Annotated in this window: 18 protein-coding genes and 1 pseudogene; 10 read left to right on the top strand and 9 right to left on the bottom strand. The window is 57.2% G+C overall.

The annotated features are described in order from the left end of the window. Nucleotides 1–2 precede the first annotated feature (2 nt). Together rlmKL and ACIQ0Q_RS04415 are read right to left on the bottom strand one after the other, a co-directional pair. Nucleotides 3–2,135: a bifunctional 23S rRNA (guanine(2069)-N(7))-methyltransferase RlmK/23S rRNA (guanine(2445)-N(2))-methyltransferase RlmL gene (gene rlmKL, locus ACIQ0Q_RS04420; RefSeq protein ID WP_395771742.1), complete on the bottom strand. Its 2,133-nt coding sequence runs from the start codon at nucleotides 2,133–2,135 to the stop codon at nucleotides 3–5. Then, nucleotides 2,132–2,650, bottom strand: coding sequence for an alpha/beta fold hydrolase (locus tag ACIQ0Q_RS04415; RefSeq protein ID WP_395771741.1), 519 nt, complete (start codon nucleotides 2,648–2,650; stop codon nucleotides 2,132–2,134). The genes rlmKL and ACIQ0Q_RS04415 overlap by 4 nt, the downstream gene beginning before the upstream one ends. Nucleotides 2,651–2,713: 63 nt before the next feature. Here ACIQ0Q_RS04415 and ACIQ0Q_RS04410 point away from each other — a divergent pair, with 63 nt between their 5' ends. Genes ACIQ0Q_RS04410 through ACIQ0Q_RS04400 form a run of 3 tightly spaced genes read left to right on the top strand, consistent with a single transcriptional unit; the run spans nucleotide 2,714 to nucleotide 4,577 of the window. Beyond that, a complete protein-coding gene (locus ACIQ0Q_RS04410; RefSeq protein WP_395771757.1) occupies nucleotides 2,714–3,301 on the top strand; it encodes an N-acetylmuramoyl-L-alanine amidase in 588 nt (195 codons plus the stop codon). Next, complete coding sequence (gene tesB, locus ACIQ0Q_RS04405) at nucleotides 3,298–4,182, top strand: acyl-CoA thioesterase II (RefSeq protein ID WP_395771740.1); 885 nt, start codon at nucleotides 3,298–3,300, stop codon at nucleotides 4,180–4,182. Before ACIQ0Q_RS04410 ends, tesB begins: the two co-directional genes overlap by 4 nt. Further along, the gene (locus ACIQ0Q_RS04400) at nucleotides 4,179–4,577 is read left to right on the top strand and encodes a hypothetical protein (RefSeq protein WP_395771739.1); all 399 of its coding nucleotides are present in this window, start codon (nucleotides 4,179–4,181) and stop codon (nucleotides 4,575–4,577) included. The genes tesB and ACIQ0Q_RS04400 overlap by 4 nt, the downstream gene beginning before the upstream one ends. A 3-nt stretch (nucleotides 4,578–4,580) precedes the next feature. On the opposite strand, the gene ACIQ0Q_RS04395 is transcribed toward ACIQ0Q_RS04400, so the two are convergent. The 4 genes from ACIQ0Q_RS04395 to prmB are packed head-to-tail and all read right to left on the bottom strand — an operon-like array spanning nucleotide 4,581 to nucleotide 9,104. After that, a complete protein-coding gene (locus tag ACIQ0Q_RS04395; RefSeq protein ID WP_395771738.1) occupies nucleotides 4,581–6,002 on the bottom strand; it encodes a FimV/HubP family polar landmark protein in 1,422 nt (473 codons plus the stop codon). Nucleotides 6,003–6,021: 19 nt separating this feature from the next. Further along, nucleotides 6,022–7,035 (bottom strand): aspartate-semialdehyde dehydrogenase, encoded by a 1,014-nt coding sequence (locus tag ACIQ0Q_RS04390; RefSeq protein ID WP_395771737.1) that lies wholly within the window; start codon nucleotides 7,033–7,035, stop codon nucleotides 6,022–6,024. 29 nt (nucleotides 7,036–7,064) lie between these two features. After that, nucleotides 7,065–8,174: a chorismate synthase gene (gene aroC / locus ACIQ0Q_RS04385; RefSeq protein ID WP_395771736.1), complete on the bottom strand. Its 1,110-nt coding sequence runs from the start codon at nucleotides 8,172–8,174 to the stop codon at nucleotides 7,065–7,067. A gap of 9 nt (nucleotides 8,175–8,183) precedes the next feature. After that, complete coding sequence (gene prmB / locus ACIQ0Q_RS04380; protein WP_395771735.1) at nucleotides 8,184–9,104, bottom strand: 50S ribosomal protein L3 N(5)-glutamine methyltransferase; 921 nt, start codon at nucleotides 9,102–9,104, stop codon at nucleotides 8,184–8,186. 77 nt (nucleotides 9,105–9,181) lie between these two features. Between prmB and ACIQ0Q_RS04375 the strand changes: the two genes are divergently transcribed. After that, nucleotides 9,182–9,808 carry an SCO family protein gene (locus ACIQ0Q_RS04375; protein WP_395771734.1) on the top strand — a complete coding sequence of 209 codons (627 nt, stop codon included), beginning with the start codon at nucleotides 9,182–9,184 and terminating at the stop codon, nucleotides 9,806–9,808. Next, the gene (gene asd, locus ACIQ0Q_RS04370; protein ID WP_395771733.1) at nucleotides 9,805–10,647 is read left to right on the top strand and encodes an archaetidylserine decarboxylase; all 843 of its coding nucleotides are present in this window, start codon (nucleotides 9,805–9,807) and stop codon (nucleotides 10,645–10,647) included. Before ACIQ0Q_RS04375 ends, asd begins: the two co-directional genes overlap by 4 nt. A gap of 1 nt (nucleotide 10,648) precedes the next feature. Here asd and ACIQ0Q_RS04365 read toward each other — a convergent pair whose 3' ends face one another. Continuing rightward, the gene (locus tag ACIQ0Q_RS04365) at nucleotides 10,649–12,475 is read right to left on the bottom strand and encodes a DUF4153 domain-containing protein (RefSeq protein ID WP_395771732.1); all 1,827 of its coding nucleotides are present in this window, start codon (nucleotides 12,473–12,475) and stop codon (nucleotides 10,649–10,651) included. 24 nt (nucleotides 12,476–12,499) lie between these two features. Then, complete coding sequence (locus tag ACIQ0Q_RS04360) at nucleotides 12,500–12,754, bottom strand: SemiSWEET transporter (protein ID WP_395771731.1); 255 nt, start codon at nucleotides 12,752–12,754, stop codon at nucleotides 12,500–12,502. 78 nt (nucleotides 12,755–12,832) lie between these two features. Here ACIQ0Q_RS04360 and ACIQ0Q_RS04355 point away from each other — a divergent pair, with 78 nt between their 5' ends. Continuing rightward, entirely contained in the window at nucleotides 12,833–13,993 is a 1,161-nt protein-coding gene (locus tag ACIQ0Q_RS04355) for an endonuclease/exonuclease/phosphatase family protein (protein ID WP_395771730.1), read from the top strand. Here ACIQ0Q_RS04355 and purT read toward each other — a convergent pair. After that, nucleotides 13,990–15,186 (bottom strand): formate-dependent phosphoribosylglycinamide formyltransferase, encoded by a 1,197-nt coding sequence (gene purT, locus ACIQ0Q_RS04350; protein WP_395771729.1) that lies wholly within the window; start codon nucleotides 15,184–15,186, stop codon nucleotides 13,990–13,992. The two genes, ACIQ0Q_RS04355 and purT, sit on opposite strands and share 4 nt — an antisense overlap. Nucleotides 15,187–15,228: 42 nt before the next feature. On the opposite strand from purT, the gene ACIQ0Q_RS04345 reads away from it, so the two are divergent. The 4 genes and pseudogenes from ACIQ0Q_RS04345 (at nucleotide 15,229) to ACIQ0Q_RS04330 (ending at nucleotide 17,879) form a co-directional block, all read left to right on the top strand. Continuing rightward, the gene (locus ACIQ0Q_RS04345; protein WP_395771728.1) at nucleotides 15,229–16,164 is read left to right on the top strand and encodes a hypothetical protein; all 936 of its coding nucleotides are present in this window, start codon (nucleotides 15,229–15,231) and stop codon (nucleotides 16,162–16,164) included. A gap of 288 nt (nucleotides 16,165–16,452) precedes the next feature. After that, nucleotides 16,453–17,160: pseudogene (locus tag ACIQ0Q_RS04340) on the top strand (SPFH domain-containing protein); the annotation flags it as partial. Between the two features lie 10 nt (nucleotides 17,161–17,170). Then, on the top strand, nucleotides 17,171–17,356 hold the full coding sequence (locus ACIQ0Q_RS04335; protein ID WP_395771727.1) for an Arc family DNA binding domain-containing protein: 186 nt from the start codon (nucleotides 17,171–17,173) through the stop codon (nucleotides 17,354–17,356). Then, nucleotides 17,346–17,879 carry a PH domain-containing protein gene (locus ACIQ0Q_RS04330; protein ID WP_395771726.1) on the top strand — a complete coding sequence of 178 codons (534 nt, stop codon included), beginning with the start codon at nucleotides 17,346–17,348 and terminating at the stop codon, nucleotides 17,877–17,879. The genes ACIQ0Q_RS04335 and ACIQ0Q_RS04330 overlap by 11 nt, the downstream gene beginning before the upstream one ends. Nucleotides 17,880–17,884: the final 5 nt, after the last annotated feature.

Here is a 17,884-nt window from a genome sequence, read left to right as displayed (position 1 = left end):
ATCTAGCTCTTTGTCAGTTTCCAGCACCGGTGGATTTTGGGGTTACGCTCGAAATCTTGATCAATGGTCTGGGCTGAAATGTCCTCGACCCTAGCGAAGGCCGACACCGCAGCGACATCCATTTTAAACTTACGGAAATTGTTCGAGAAATAGCAGACGCCATCATCGGTGACTATCGCCATGATTTTTTCAAGCAATGCGACATGGTCTTTTTGGACGTCGAAATCCGCAGCGCTGGCTGAATTCGAGAATGTCGGAGGGTCACAGAACACCAGATCGAACTTCTGCCGGCAATTATCGAGCCATTCCACTACATCGGCCTTGACCAGTTGATGACTGCCACCTTGGATATCGTTCAATTCAAAATTGGCCTCAGCCCAGTCCAGATAAGTCGCAGATAGATCCACCGACGTTGAAGCCGAGGCGCCGCCTGCAATCGCCTGCACGCTGGCGCTGGCGGTATAGCAGAACAGGTTCAGGAAGCGCTTACCGCGCGCTTCAGCAGCCAAGCGCAGCCGTAACGGGCGATGATCGAGGAACAGGCCGGTATCCAGGTAGTCGAACAGATTCACCCACAGTTTCGACGCTCCTTCCTTGACCTGGATGAAGTCGTGGGTATCGTCCATGCGGCCATATTTGCTGCCACCCTTGCCGCGCCGGCGTGTCTTCACCGAGACCTGTGCGCGCGGCAATGCAAATACGGTTTCTACCGCCTGCAGCAGTTCGCCGAAGCGGCGACGGGTGGTTTCTTCCGGAATTTCGGCAGGCGCCTCGTACTCCTGAATATGCAGAAAAAGGCGGTGTTCACCGTCATCCTCGGGATAGAGATCGATGGCAGCGGCGTACTCAGGCAAGTCGGCATCGTACATGCGGTAACAGCTGATGCTGCCCTGTTTCGCCCACTTCCCGAATTTTTTTAGATTCTTCTGCAGGCGGTTGGCCACCATCAAGGCGCCTTCACTAAGCGGCTTGGTGCTGTCACGTTCCGGCCGCGGCGTGAATACCGGATCGCAGAGCAGCAAGATGCACGGCAGTGCGCCGTTATAGAATTCGTATTTCTTCTTGGCATGCAGGCCGGTAGCATAGGCCAGCTCGTCGTTACCGCACAGCAGCACGGCACGCCATTGCGGAACACAGGCTCTCAATACATCACCAGTTTCGCGGTACAGGGCCGTATCGGCCTGTAGGCGCTGGTTGTATGGCATATTGCAGACCACCAGACCTGAAGACTGGACCGGGGCTTTCAATTGCGAAACCGATTGGCGTTCAAAGCGGATCAGCTCAGCCAGGCCGGATCGGTCGCAATTGGCCACGGCCTTGCGCAGCACATCGGCCTGCGTGTCGTATCCGGTGAACACCGGTTTCAAGGCGGCGCGTCCGGCCTCGGCACGCCGGCGTGCCTCGGCGAGCAGGGCCTGCCATGCCTCGACGTCAAAACCAAGCCACTGCGTCGGCAGATTGTCGCCGTACCGATGCAGTCCGGGTGCTTCATCGGCAGCCATCAAGGCCGCTTCAATCAGCAGCGTACCGCTGCCGCACATCGGATCCAGCAGACCGCCGCCTTCCCGGTAAACCTGCAGCCATTTGCCGCGGTAGAGCATGGCCGCGGCAAGGTTTTCCTTGATCGGCGCCTCGCCCTGCTCCTGACGCCAACCGCGTTTATGCAGGGAACCGCCGCCCAAGTCAACGGCGATATCAGCCTTGCCCTTACGCACATGCACATTGATTCGCACATCGGGATGCTCAACATCGACATCGGGACGCGTGCCGGTCTGGGCACGAAGCCGATCGACGATGGCATCCTTGCTGCGCTGCGCCGCGTAACGCTCATGGGTCAGGGTCTGGCTGGAAATGCGGGCATCGATGGCGAAGGTCGCGCCCGGACCAATATGTTTGGCCCAATCGATGGCATGCATGCCCTGATACAGATCCTGTTCGTTCTGGCAATCGAAATGCGCGATCGGCCAGAGCACCCGGGAGGCCAGACGTGAATGCATGGCCAGTCCAAGCGCATCGTTCAGACTGCCTTCGGCATTGATCCCGGCCATGGTGGCGGTCGCTTTGACGCCCATGGCGGCGGCCTCGTCGACCAGGAGATACTCCAGGCCTTTGGCACAGGATAGAAAGAACTTCACGACAGGCTGCCAAGGAACAGGGCGAATTGCTGGGCACAGAAATCGATATGTGCACCAAGCCGGTGATCGTCATTGACCAGACAGATGCGGGCCTGATGGTGCTTAGCCCATTGGGCGACATCATCGGCGGCTATCAGTTCATCGTGCCAACCATGCACAATCGAAAGCGGCACGGCGGAAGTCTGCAGACCCATTTCATAACCCTCCAGGCTGATCGGCGGCGCCATCAGGAACAGGCCACGGACTGGCAATCGCAGGGAAACCTGGGCGGAGATGAAAGCTCCCATGCTGGACCCGGCCAGAACGACCGGGCCGGTCACCCCAGCGGCCAAGGAGTGTAGACGTTCAATCCGGGCCTGCACATCCCCTAGGGGCGGCATGATGGCGTCAAACTCACGGTAATCGGGGCGCTCGCAGCTCCAACCCAGCAGGTCGCAGGCCTGTGCTAATGCCGTGGCCTTAGTGGCATCGGGCCCGCTGTTGAGTCCGTGCGAAATGATGACGTGTCCGCTCATGCAGCTGTTCCCGGTAAAGCCCGGATGCTGAAAGCGACGGGCCGTCGATGGTATTATGTCGCCATTATGAATGATTTAAGCCCCGCATGGCCAATACGACACGACCGACTGCCCTATGAGGCGAAGCTGGATGTCCGCGAAATCGCCCAGATCGACCTAGTAGTGATGCATTGCACCGAACTGCCTGATCTGGCCATGGCCCGCGAATACGGCGAGCGCGTTCTTTATCCCGCTGGTACCGGCAACAGCGGGCACTACTATATCGATCGCGATGGTAGCGTACATTGCTATGTTGGCCCGAATTTCGTTGCGCATCACACCCGTGGCTACAATCTACGCGCTATTGGCATCGAGCTGGTCAATACCGGCCGATATCCGGACTGGTACCACAGCGAACACCAGAACATGAACGAGCCCTATACGGACATGCAAGTCCAAGCAGCTTCCGCACTGCTTCTGCAGTTAAAAACATTTCTACCCAATCTTCAGCTTATCGCCGGCCATGAAGACCTTGACACAGCAGAGGTCGATGCCAGCAATAACCCCAGTTGCCGGGTTCGCCGCAAATGCGATCCGGGCCCACATTTTCCCTGGCCCCGGATTCTGTCCGAAACCGGCTTAACTCGCCTGCTACCGGAAGCCATGGCATGAGTGCACCCGTTGTCAATGAACTGATTGATCTGCTGACCCTGGAACGTCTGGAAGAAAACCTGTTCCGTGGCCAGAGTCGGGATATCGGAACCAAATACGTGTTCGGCGGCCAGGTGCTCGGACAATCGCTCAGTGCTGCCCAGCAGACGGTGGACGATGCGCGCACCGTGCATTCTCTGCATGCCTATTTCCTGCGTGCCGGCGATATCGATGCACCCATCGTGTTCGATGTCGACCGTTCGCGCGATGGCCATAGTTTTTCCGTGCGCCGGGTAACCGCGATACAGCATGGCAAGCCGATTCTGGTTTTTGCGGCATCATTCCAGAAGCAGGAGTCTGGCGTCGAACATCAGTTCCACATTCCAGAAGTACCGCAGCCAGAAGATGTGCCGACGCAGACGTCACCCAGCCCTGAAGTACTGGCCGGACTTTCTGCAAAGATGCAACGTTGGTTGTCGCGAATGGGGCCCTTCGAAATGCGGCCGGTATATCCCCGTGACGAACTCAAACCAAGCAAACGGCCGCCCTATCAGCAAGTCTGGTTCCGGCTAATGGATAATATCGGTGACGATGCTGATATGCACCGCGCAATGCTGGCTTATGCTTCCGACTTCTATCTGCTCGGCACCAGCACCTTTCCTAGCGGGATAAGCTATTACCAACACAATGTGCAGATGGCCTCGCTGGATCATGCTCTTTGGTTCCATCGGCCGTTCCGCATCGACGACTGGCTGTTGTATTCACTCGACAGCCCGTCCGCCAGTGGCGCTCGTGGACTAGCACGCGGCAGCATCTACACCCGTGACGGCATTCTTGTCGCCTCAGTTGCACAGGAAGGTCTGATCCGAGTGACTCATGAGGATATGGAGAAGTCGGCATGAGGATGATGTTCAGCTCGGCCCGACTCGAGAATGTCGAGCATGTCCGCACCCTGTTTGAAAACGCGGATATCGCCACGAAAATCGTAGGCGGTCGCAGCTACAAGACCTACTCCCGGCGCGGGTTCAGCTATAACGAGCGTCAAGCGGCTTTGAACGAGCCCCAGCCCCAGCTCTGGGTGTTGCGTGCCGACGACTACCGGCGCGCGCGCGAAATACTCTTGGAGAACGGGCTACTGGACGCCAGCCCGCAATCCTATATCCCAGAAAGCTACCGGCACCAGAAAAAATCAATCCCAGCACCAGCAGACCGACTCAATAGAGCGCGTATGGTACTGCTCGTGGCCGTCATCGCTTTGATGGTGATTCAGGGAATCCGTCTGATTAATCAGACCTGATTGTCATCGGCGACGTTTAAGCAGAACACCAAGAAAGCCTGCAATCAGCAATAGCGCGGCGAATGCCGCATAAGGACTGTAATACCAAGGATCAGAGACCGTAACCGCGGTCGGAACAGCCGCCGCCGCAGTTTTTTCCGGCTGTTCTCCTTTTTCTAATTGCTGCATGCGCTCCGTCAGTTGTTTGATCTGGGAGCTTTGAAGCTCGATAAGGCGTTTGCTCTCTGTCTGTAACCTGGCGGCTTCATCGAGCTGGTTCCGGAGATTGGCGATTTCAGCCTGTCTGGCGACTATTTCTTCCTGAGTAAGAGCGTTTTCAGCACGGAGTTCCGCGCCTTGGCCGGATTTACTGGCGCCAGACTGACTGCCTGCATTATTCATGGTACCTACCGTAGGCATTATTTTGAGTCGCCCTTGATCAAGTGGGATAGCCTTGCTCGAACCACTGGCTGCCGAAACCGTGGATTGGCGGCTAAGACGGTTGGCCGCGCCAAGCACAGGGACAGGCTGGGCCTGCAACCTCTGGGCCCGCTGCCCGGCAAGCAGTCCGGCACTGTCATCCGAAAACATTGCAATCACCTGCACTTCGTCAGGAAGACGCAAAGTACTGCCGCGCTTCAGACGGTTGGCATCACCCTGGATAAACGCCTCCGGGTTGGTCTGCTGGATGGCGGTCATCACCTGATTCAGACTTACTGAAGAAAAAAATGTTTGCTTGTGGGCAATGGCGATGATGTACAGACTTTCACCACTCTGGACTTTCCGATGCGCATCCCGAGCTTCCGGAAGATTACGGGCAGGCGGGGCGGAAGCGGGAACATCAGGAATCGGCGTAGATTTTGGAGGGCTCGCTTCCGCTACTTTCGGTTCAGGCACTGACCGTTTCTGAACCATCGGCATCGGTCTCGATTCAGACCCAGTCGGGACAGCCGGCGTCCGGAACGTAGGTGCCGCCGCTGGTTCTGCAACGACCGGTATCAGCGCCACGGTGGGGGCATCGATGGTCTGCACGGCCGCCCTGGATATAAAGGGCGGGTCTACCAGAGCCGTCAGTTCCTTGATCTGCCGCCCCCCGTTGCGCCAACTGGCATCAATTAGGATGTTCAGAACCGGTTCGTGAAAAGGACGAGCGGTGCTCAACTGCACGAACGGACGGCCCGAATCATCGATTTGAAGGCGGACCTGAAGATCAGCATACCGATTACGATCTATCCCAAGCCTCCGGAAATCATCTTCGGATGCCAATTGCACAGTGAGCGACTGTAAGTCCGCATCATCGGCGTCATAAACCGGTATACGTGCGGACAGTGGCTGACCGAGTCCGGATTGCATCTGCACCTGAGCAAGCGTAACTGCATAAGCCGGAGCATAAGACATCCAGCCGATTACCAAAAGTACAATCAGCTTGAATGTACTTCGGGTCATGCTTTCCACCCGACGACGGTCACCGCTTATTCGCCAACAGCTCGGCAATCTGCACGGCATTGAGTGCCGCACCTTTACGGATATTGTCGGAAACCACCCACATATTCAAGCCGTTCTCGCAAGAAATATCCTCGCGGACACGACCGACATAGACAGCATCGGTGCCGGAGGCGTGAGTCACCGGTGTCGGATAGCCTCCGGGAGCACGGTCGTCGACTACCGTCACGCCCGGTGATTTTTCAAGCAGGCTAAGTGCTTCAGCGGCGGTTATTTTATTACATGTTTCGACATGCACGGCTTCCGAGTGTCCGTAGAAAACCGGAACACGGACCGCGGTCGGATTGACTTGGATGCGGTCATCCCCCAGGATCTTTCGAGTCTCCCACACTAGTTTCATTTCTTCCTTGGTGTAGCCATTATCGAGAAAGTCATCGATATGCGGAATCAGATTGAATGCAATCTGCACGGGAAACCGCTTCGGATCGGGATCCTTGAAGCTGAGGATATTTGCAGTCTGCCGGCCAAGCTCTTCCAGCGCGGAACGGCCCGCACCCGAAACCGACTGGTAAGTGGCGACATTGATTCGGCTGATACCAACCGCGCGGTGTATCGGCGCAAGCGCTACCAGCATCTGCATGGTGGAGCAGTTCGGATTGGCCACAATCCCCCGCGGAATACTATTCAAGGCTTCGGGATTGACTTCTGAAACCACTAAAGGCACATCCGCATCCATCCGGAATGCGGAGCTGTTGTCGATCACGATGGCACCGGCTGCCGCGAACTTCGGGGCATATTCTTTTGAAATCGAACCACCGGCAGAAAACAGTGCAAAATCGACTCCGGCTGGATCGAACCCGGCCAGATCCTGTACCGTGATTTTCCGACCGTCATACTCAATCTGCTCGCCGGCAGAACGCTCAGACGCGAGCACATGAAGGGTTGCGATCGGAAACCGGCGTTCCTGCAGGATGGCAAGCATGGCCTGACCAACGGCTCCGGTGGCGCCAACAACTGCAACGGTAAATGTCTTCATGATTTCTGCATTCTACGGGGTATCGTGAGTCAAAGGGGGCGACCCGGCACTCGTGGTGTCTGGGCAGAAACATCCCCGCATTGGGCGCGGTGTCGCAATGCCATATCCATCAGGCAGAGCGCCAGCATGGCTTCGCAGATCGGTGGTGCGCGCAAACCGACACAGGGATCGTGACGGCCGGTGGTGACGACCTCGACTGAATTGCCGTCGGTATCGAGACTGTTTCCGGGCAGACGCAGACTGGAGGTCGGTTTGAAGGCGACTTGACAGGTGATATCCTGCCCGGTGCTGATGCCGCCGAGAATGCCGCCTGCCTGATTGCTAAGGAAGCCCTCGGCACTCATCAAATCGCGATGCATGCTACCCGGCTGACTGACCGATGCGAATCCGGCACCGATTTCAACACCTTTAACTGCATTGATCGACATCATTGCGGATGCTATTGCGGCATCAAGCTTGCCATAAATGGGCTGTCCCCAACCGACCGGCACACTGGATGCATGCACGAATACCTGCGCACCAAGAGAGTCGCCGGATTTGCGGGTGGCGTCCAGCAGAGCCTCGAGTTCAGGAACTTGCGCTGCAACTGGCCAGAAAAACGGATTGCTTTCCACCACCGACCAATCCACGACATGCGGCATAAGGGCCTGCACCTGTCCGATTTGGTTGATCCCGGCATGAATCCGGATACCGTAGTTTTCGAACAGCCATTTCTTGGCGATGACTCCGGCTGCCACACGCATGGTGGTCTCACGTGCGGATGACCGTCCTCCGCCACGTGGATCACGGATGCCATATTTATGATGATAGGTGTAATCGGCATGGCCCGGACGGAACTGTTCGGCGATGCCCGAATAGTCCTTTGATCGCGCATCGGTGTTGCGGATCAATAAGGCGATCGGCGTACCGGTAGTCAGGCCGGCATACACGCCCGAGAGGATTTCGATGTCATCCGCTTCGTGACGCTGGGAAGTATGACGGGTCTTGCCGGTAGCGCGACGGTCCAAATCGATTCGGAACTCCTCGGGACTTATGGCGATTCCGGGCGGACAGCCGTCAATGACGCAACCAATGGCGGGGCCATGGCTTTCGCCGAAGGTCGTGACTGAAAACAGTCTTCCGAAACAGTTGTCAGACACGGGTTTCCTTTAGCGAATGGACGCCAGCTGGCTAATGCGTTCATGATGGGCGAGGATATCGTTGCGGTCAATCGCGAAGATGCCCATCTGGCCGATTTTGAACTCCACCCAGGCGAATGGCACCTCCGGCAACAATTGCATCAGGTGATGCTCGCTTTCACCGACCTCGCAGATCAGCAGCCCCTGCTCGGACAGATGCGCGGGAGCATCACGCAGGATCTTGAGAGCGAAATCAAGACCATCATCGCCGGCTCGTAGCCCCAGATCCGGTTCATGCGCATACTCCTTGGGCAGCGCGTCAGTTTCGTCATTGGTCACATAGGGCGGATTAGTCACGATCAGGTCGTAGACTTTGCCGGACAGTCCCAAAAACAGATCACTCTTGATCAGATGGCAATTGTCGGCATTAAGACGGGCTTTGTTCTCAGCAGCCAGACTGAGCGCTTCATCCGAGATATCGACGCCATCGACCCGCCAATTGGGATTGTAGTGGGCCATCGCGATGGCAATGCAGCCCGATCCGGTGCACAGATCCAGCGCTGAATGCACCGGACGGCCACCCAACCAAGGCTCGAAGCCGGACTCGATCAACTCGGCAATCGGTGAACGGGGCACCAAGGCACGGGCATCGGACTTAAAATTGAGACCGGCAAACCAAGCCTCACCAGTAAGGTAACAGGCCGGAATATACTCATCGATCCGACGGCGGAACAGCGCCAGAACGGCCGCCTTTTCCTCGGCAGTCAAACGGGCCTGGCCATAGGCCGGCCCGATATCGTGCGGCAGATGCAGGGCGTGCAACACCAACTGGGTGGACTCATCCAAGGCGTTATCGAAACTGTGGCCGAAAGTCAGCCCGGCACGGCCGAATGCGCTCGCCCCATAACGGATGAAATCGATGATGCTGGATAATTCGGCGGCCATGGTCATTCCGATACAATTCGATAGCCGTATTATAGCCCCAGAGGCTATAATTCAGGCTGAAAAACGCCTTTCTGAGCCTTCGCATGACCCGAAAAATCCTCCTGATTCTCATTGCCGCCCTAGCGGCCGGCCTTGGCTTGGCACTCTCCGTGGCCGTATTCAAGCCGGTATTGCCGCCCAAGCCATTACCGGCGCTGACCGCGGTCAAAGTCATTGACAGCCCCCGCGCCCTGCCCCCGTTTGAGCTGCAAAGCGCTACAGGGCCGATCACTGCCGAACAGCTCAAAGGCCACTGGACGGTGGTATTCGTTGGATTTACCCATTGCCCGGATGTCTGCCCGACCGCACTGACCGACATGGCCCGTGCGCAAGCTCTGTGGGATGCGGCAGAACTACCGGCCAAACCGAAGCTGCTGTTCGTTTCCATCGACCCGGAACGCGACATGCCCGCGAAAATCGCCGAGTACGCCGCCTATTTCCACAAAGACACCCTGACCGCCACTGCTGCTGAACCGCAATTGACGGAATTCACCCGTTCACTCGGCTTGGTGTACATGAAAGTCCCGCAAGGGGATTCCTACACCATGGATCATTCCGCCACCCTCGTCTTGCTCAATCCCAAGGCTGAGTTCGCCGGCATCATTCGGCCGCCCCTCAAGCCGGAAACCATCGGCGCGGACTTGATTGCGCTGGCCAAGGCCCGCCCATGAAAATCGCCTCGTTTGCACAATACCTGCTGCCGCACCGGTTGCTTTCGCATCTGGCACGCCGGCTGGCCTACTCGAAAACCCCCTGGATCAAACATCGCTTCATCCACACGATTCTGGCCAACTTCGATGTCAACCTCGCGGAAGCGGCCAATGCCGATCCGGACAGTTACGAAAGCTTCAATGCCTTTTTCACCCGCGCCTTGAAACCGGGGGCACGAATCCCGGACGCCGACCCCGAAACCCTGATTCTTCCGGCTGACGGCAAGGTCAGTCAATGCGGCAACATCGAAAAGGGACGCATTTTCCAGGCCAAAGGCCAGGATTACACCGCCGCCGAACTGCTGGGTGATTCCGAAATGGCAAAAGCCTACGAGAACGGCGTGTTCATGAACATCTACCTGTCGCCGCGCGATTACCACCGCGTGCACATGCCCTGGACCGGAATTCTGGTCGAAACCCTGCATGTTCCGGGACGTCTGTTCAGCGTTTCGCCGGGCACGGTGGCCGATGTGCCGCGCCTGTTTGCGCGCAACGAGCGTCTGGTCTGTCATTTCGAGACTGACTTCGGTCCCATGTGTTCAGTGATGGTCGGCGCCATGCTGGTGTCCGGCGTCGAAACGGTCTGGAACGGAGTAAACATCCCGGAATACGCCGATACACCAAAACGCATCGATTTCCGCGGCCAAAACATCCGCCTGGAACGTTTTGCGGAAATGGCGCGTTTCAACTACGGCTCGACCGTGATTCTGTTGTTCCCGCAAGGAAAAGTGCAGCTGGATGCGTTCGCGCATCAGGCGCCGACCGTCCTCGGCAAGCGCATGGGGATGCGGCTGGGTTGAGTTACCGCTTGTCGGCAGCGACCGGCGGACAAGTCAACGGCGTGTCATTGACCAGACGAAAGCGTCTGCCGGCAATGATGGCATCCGCCATCTGAGCCGGCTCAGCGGCAATCCGTCCAAGCCGTAAGGCGTCATTGATTGGCCCGCAATCATTGGGGACAGAGATGCTGCCATATTTCACCCAGCTGTCTTTGCGAAGACGGAACACAAAAATGGGGCCAACCGCTTCACGAATCAGCACCTCGGCAATGCCATCTGCATCCATATCGAGAATAAAAGCATCGCAGAACTTGCCACTGTCATGCAGACAGCCCGGATACTGCCACGCCTTGTCTTTGATAGTTTCCTGCCAGTTTTGGGCCAGAAAACTTTGCGGGACAAGATTATCAGGAGTGCGCACGCTGAGATTCAGCGCCAGTAATTTACGGTCAATTTTTTTTGGTTTCACGTTCCAGAGGGCATCCTTCTGCAAAGCCGCCTTTGCTTTCAAGGCAATGATAGCGGCATCTTTTCCGGATGAAGCGCTGGCCAGTCCTTTCAATGCAGATGTGCCGTAACGTTGTCCCTGGAAACGCAGGTAGTCATAATCGAAACGAACGGCGTCTATTTTTCCATTTTTTAGATACGCCATCTGGCTATTCACAGAAATACGGGCCGGATCGAGTAGCGGCGAGAAAATAGCCAGCAATAGGAATAGCAGGACGAAGGCTGTGAATGTGTTGACCGGTGCAATCCGTGACAGCCACTGCGGGCTACGCAGAGCGGCCCACAAATAGCCCACTCCGCAGCACAAGGCCACCGCCAGACAGAACGCGGCAACCAGTCGGTCGACCGTCCAACCGTATTGACCGACCCGCAGACTCAGGGCATAGGTGGCAATCAACGCCAAAGGCAAAATCAGCGCGGCGGCAATCCGGGCGCTGAACCGAATCAAAGAAGCGATTTCCTCAGTGACACTCCCATCCTGGAAAGCAGCATTGATCAGAATGGCCAGCACTGCCGATGCCGCCAACAGAAGCACCGTGGCCGCTTTGGTGGCCCAAAGCGGCTCCAATCCGGTAAACGGCAAGGCGAGCAGGAATCCGCCAATCAACAACACGGACACCGGCAGAATCCAGGACAACAGGACCAGCACCAGGCTGCGTACGCCATGCACGATGGCCGGCCGGACATCGGTGATGTGCAAGGCATAGGCGAACGCGAAGGTGGTGACGGGAATGGCGAACCACGCCTCATCCAGCACGTTCTTGAGGAATGCCAGTTTGATCATGTCGAACAGGGCCGCGCCGAGCAGCAGCACCAGCCAGGTGATTCCGGTGAAAACCGCAGCAAAGGCGACCTGGATCAGCAGCTTGGTTGCGCTTTCGAAATAGCTTCGGTATCCGGCGATGCGGCGCCCGTCAAGAACGGCGGCACCGACCATGGCATGGGCGATGAAAAATCCGGCGGCGGCATGCAACCAGAGCTGCGGGGAAGGATAGCGCGCATCCTCAGCAAATTTCTGGGTATCCCAGTACGGCGCACCGATTCCGCGCCAGATGTCATAGAACCCGAGCAGCGCCAGAACTGCAGCGGCTGGCACCAACCAGCGCCAGAGTGTCCGTGCAGGCATATGGCCCAGCGCCGAGATCAGCAGCACGGGTACTAGGGTCATGACCAACAGCAAGGGGGCGAACAAGGCCGAATTTCCGGCGACCCAGAGCTTGCTCTCAGCAGCTTGGTAAATCAGGCACAGCGCCAAGCCCTGGAGCGCCCCAATCAATAATCGGCTTCCTGCTACGGAACGGCTGACCGAGGATTTCGGAACATAGCTTTCAACACGACTCATGGCTGCTTCCCTGATATTTGGCGTTTAGCCGTATTTGAGTTTCATGGCCAGCACTGAGCCGGCCAGTACCATGGTGATACTGTTGGCCAGGATGATCGGAGTGGATCCCAGCAAAATGCCGTAAACCAACCAGGCCAAAATGCCGGCGGTGAATATCGCATACATGCCCAGAGAGATGTCCTGGGTCTGCTTGCTGCGCCAGACCTGGATGACCTGAGGTATGAAAGAAATGGTGGTCAGGGTCGCGGCGAGGAAGCCGAACAGTTCGGTGGCGTTCATGGCAGTCTCGATGGGGGCATACTGCGATTATACCCAGAGCCTGTGGCACAATGGCCGAAATCCAGAACCGGACGCAGCATGCGTTTCATCGCCCTTTTCACCCTGTCCACATGTCTCGCCTCCATAGATGCGGTAGCGGCCACGGAGATTATTCGAGTAGCTAGCTTAAATGCCTCCCTGTATTCCGACCAAGCCGGCGGACTGGTCCAACGCCTGCAGCGCGGCGACGCCCCGACCCGGAAAATCGCCGCCGTCATCCAACATCAACGCCCCGACCTGCTGCTGCTCAATGAGTTCGATTACGATGCCGAAGGCCGTGCCGCCGACCTGTTCCAGAAAGGCTATCTGGGCAAGACGCAGTTCGGCCAGAAGCCCATCACCTACAAATATCGGTATTTCGCACCGGTCAATACCGGCCTGCCGAGCGGCTTCGATCTGAATGGCGATGGAAAAGCCGAGGGCGGCAATGACGCCTTCGGTTTCGGCAACCATCCTGGCCAATACGGCATGCTGGTGCTGTCGAAATTCCCCATCGATAAGCGAGCCGTCCGGACATTCCAGAACTTCCTCTGGAAGGACATGCCACAGGCACGGATTCCGCTGCGTGCCGGTGGTTCGCCGTGGTATTCGGAAGCGGCCTGGAATGCCTTCCGACTGTCGTCGAAATCGCATTGGGATATTCCGGTCGCCACACCGATGGGTACCCTGCACTTTCTAGTCTCGCACCCGACGCCGCCGGTGTTCGACGGCCCGGAAGACCGCAACGGCAAACGCAATGCCGATGAAATCCGGTTCTGGGGAGAGTATGTCTGGAATCGCGGCAACGATTGGATTGTCGATGATCTCGGCCTGCACGGCGGTCTGATGGACGATGCGCGTTTCGTCATCGCCGGCGATTTGAACGCCGATCCCGCCGACGGTGACGGCATTCCAGGCGTCATCACCGAACTGCTTGAAAACCCGCGCGTGCTGAGAATGCTGACGCCGCGTTCCGAAGGGGCTGCACAGGCAGCAGAAGCCACCGGAGGTGCCAATCTCAAGCACCGCGGCTCTCCGCGACATGACACCGGCGACTTTGGGCCGAGAGTCGGCAATCTGCGTCTAGATTATGTGCTGCCCTCGGTCGGCTGGAAGGTCATCGGCAATGGCGTTTTTTGGCCGAAAAGCGGTGAGCCGGGCCACGACTGGCTGGATGCCACCGACCATCGCATGGTCTGGGTGGATCTGCGCGGCGGTTAAACCAGATCCACCTTGAGTGCGGCTGCGACGCGACGGGCCTTCTCCCGCGCGCCGTCCAGTGTTTCATCACGCGCCAGTGCCACGGCCACACGCCGGGAGCCCTCGACATACGGCTTACCGAACAGACGAAGCGCCGTTCCGGTTTCAGCCAGCGCTTCGGCTACGCCGCTGAACTCGGGAACGCCGGTGCCTTTGGCCAGAATCGCGACCGAGGCCGACGGACCGTAGTCGCGGATTTCGGGAATCGGTAGACCCAGAATGGCTCTGGCATGCAGGGCGAATTCGGACAGCTCCTGCGATACCAGGGTCACTAATCCGGTGTCATGCGGACGTGGCGAGACTTCACTGAACCAGACGGCATCGCCTTTGACGAACAGCTCGACACCGAATAGGCCAAAGCCGCCCAGGTTATCGGTAATGGTTCGGGCGATATCCTGTGCCTTGGCCCACGCCGTTTCACTCATCGGCTGGGGCATCCAGCTTTCGCGGTAATCGCCGTCAATCTGCAAATGACCGACCGGAGCACAGAACGAAGTTCCATCACGATGACGCACGGTGAGCAAGGTGATTTCATAATCGAAATCAATGAAGCCCTCGACAATGCAACGGCCCATGCCGGAACGGCCGCCCGTTTGCGCCTTGTGCCAAGCGGCATCGATATCGGATTCGCTTCTGACGGTGCTTTGCCCTTTCCCAGAAGAAGACATGAGCGGCTTGATGACACAGGGAATGCCGACCTCCGGCAAGGCTGCTCGATAACCAGCCTCGTCATCGACAAATCGATAAGGCGAGGTCGGCAAGCCCAGGGTCTCTGCCGCCAAGCGCCGTATGCCTTCGCGATCCATGGTCAGTCGTGCTGCACGCGCGGTTGGAATCACCTGCAGGCCGTTGTTTTGTTCCAGATCAACCAGGGTCTGGGTGTGGATGGCCTCGATTTCGGGCACCACCAGATGCGGCCTGACCCGTGCGATGAGATCACGCAAGGCCGCTGGATCGAGCATATTCAGGGTATGGCATTCGTGCGCGACCTGCATGGCTGGCGCATTGTCGTAGCGGTCTGCGGCGATGACCTGCACCCCAAAACGCTGCAGTTCGATGGCAACTTCTTTTCCCAGTTCACCGGAACCCAGGAGCAGGACACGGTAGGCATTCTTTGCCTCTGGAGTTCCAAAAACGGGCGGGGCTTCGTGCATGGGAATTGTCTGCAGGTGGCGGTTTGTGCCATTATACCCGTGATGAAAAGCATCGTTCTTTTGAAACCCCGTAGCGTGTTCCTCGGACTCTTTTCCGTTGGTTATCTGTTTCTGTCAGCCTGTCAGGCCACTTCGGAAGCCAACGCGCCACGCTGGTCGGATCCCGCGTTTGCAGGCATTCCGGATGCCGGCAAACTTTCCGAACTATCGGGACTGACCCGATCAAACCATACTGACAATGTATATTGGGCCATCAATGACGGCAATAATCCCGCTGAAATCATCGCGGTTGATGGCAATGTCCGCACGCTAGCCACGTTCTCTGTTCAAGGCGTTCGAAACATCGACTGGGAAGATATCGCTAATTACTCACAAAACGGAAAGCACTATCTGGCAGTTGCAGATATCGGTGACAACGGTGGCGTGCGCGATGAGCTCTTTATTCATATCTTCGAGGAACCCTCTGACGCGAAGCGCGGTGGGAAGATCATTCCGATCAAGAGCATTCGCTTTCTTTGGCCCGACGGGGCACGGGATGCCGAATCGCTTTTCGCCTCAGCAAAAAATAGAAGCTTTTATCTAATATCCAAGAAACGTGTACCTGCCGAGCTGTTCGCGCTTCCGTTCGATGCTGCCGACGGCAGCAAACCCGTTTTGGTCGCCACACTCCAAGACATCACCCAGCCCGATGCTGAAACCATGAACAAAAAAGGCGATTACGGCCGCTATCGGGCGCAAATCACCGCCGCTGATCTCAGTCCCGACAACCGCACTATCGCGGTGCTGAATTACCAGCAAATCAACTTCTTTCCGATGCCGAAGCAATCCAATGCGGTTCTGAAACCTGTCTCCACCCTCACCCTGCCCTGGCTGCCTCAGGCTGAAGGTATCGCGTTTTCACGGGATGGCAAGCAGCTATATGTCGGCAGCGAGCAGGCTCCGACCCCGGTGATCCGCTACGACCTCCAGCAGCCCTGAATTTCCCGATTCGCAACGCAGCAAGCCGGACGGCCTTGATGCTTTTTACCTCATTGTTTATATGGCTTTTAATCGTATTTGACTGTCTATTTATTTTTGATATCATTTACATATCAACAAACGAGGTCCACCATGAAAGAAAACCCTCTGAAATCACTGCACGGCATCACATTCCTGATCCTCAGCCTCTTGGCCATCGCAGTTTGCGCTTATGGATTCTTCATCGGAGCCCAGGCGCATGATCCGCTCATCGCCTTCATGTCTTTATTGGGCTTAGTCATTTTTTCCTTTCTGCTGGCCGGCCTGTACATGGTGGAACCTAATCAAGCCGCCGTGCTCAGCCTGTTCGGCAAGTACGTGGGGACCGTGAAAGAGCAAGGCCTGCGCTGGAACAATCCCTTTTACAGCAAAAAGAAAATCTCGCTGCGCACGCGCAACTTCGAATCCGGCAAGCTGAAAGTCAACGATCTGGAGGGCAGTCCGATTGAAATCGCGGCCGTCGTGGTCTGGAATGTCGTCGATTCGGCAGAAGCGGTATTCAACGTTGATGATTACGAAAGCTTCGTGCACATCCAGTCCGAAGCCGCACTGCGCGCCATGGCCACCTCTTATCCGTATGACCAGCATGAAGAGGGCAAGATTTCCCTGCGCAGCCATGCCGGCGAAATTGCCAAACACCTGACCGAGGAAATCCAGGAGCGTCTGGCCGAGGCCGGCGTGCGCGTCATCGAAGCACGCATCAGCCACCTGGCCTATGCCCCGGAAATCGCCCAGGCTATGCTGCAGCGCCAGCAGGCCAGCGCCATCATCGCCGCCCGCACCCGCATCGTCGAAGGCGCGGTCAGCATGGTCGAAATGGCCCTGAGCGAACTGTCGAAACGCAATGTCGTCGACCTTGACCCGGAACGCCGTGCGGCCATGGTCAGCAATCTGCTGGTGGTACTGTGCGGCGAACGCGGCACCCAGCCCATCGTCAATACCGGTTCGATTTACTGATTCCGTTGCGATGACCGCAAAAAAAGCCTTTCCGCTTCGCATCAACGCCCGGGTGCTGGAAGCCGTCCAGCACTGGGCCGATGACGATCTGCGCTCGCTGAATGCGCAGATCGAGTATGTGTTGCGCGAGGCACTACGCAAGGCCGACCGCCTACCAGCAGCAAGAATCGACGAGGACGACCGCAATGAACGATAACCGCAAATCATTCACCCTTTCACCCATCGGCGCGTCAGCCAAGTGGTTCTTTGCCGTATTGACACTGCTTCCAATCCTGATTGTCGCTTTCATCTGGTGGGGCCATCCTGATGAATTCAGCGAGATGCCGCTCTGGCTAATGGGCCTGCTGCTCGGCATCGGCCCCGCAATTCTGATTGCCGCCGCCATGGGCGTCAGGAATCCCCAAGCCAAACTGGGCAAGGATGGACTGTCGATCAAGGTCAGCTTCATCGATAAGCAATGGGCAATCAGTACCATCGATCGCGCCAATGCAGCACTGGTCAATCTGGAATCCCGGCAGGAGCTACGGCCGAAATGGAAACTGTGGGGGGCGGCTATGCCCGGTCTGAGCTCGGGCCTGTTTAAACTCTACGATGGCCGTAAAGCGCACGTCTACATCACCGACCGCAGAAAAGTCGTCTATCTGCCTACCCAAAGTGGTCCGGTTTTATTAAGCTTGGAGCGACCGAGGGAATTCCTCGACACTTTGCAGGCCCTGTAATGCTG

The organism is Arenimonas sp. (assembly GCF_044348765.1).
Classification (GTDB): domain Bacteria; phylum Pseudomonadota; class Gammaproteobacteria; order Xanthomonadales; family Xanthomonadaceae; genus Arenimonas.
The sequence above is the reverse complement of the archived record's forward strand: the minus strand, read 5'-3'. Positions and strand labels throughout refer to the sequence as shown.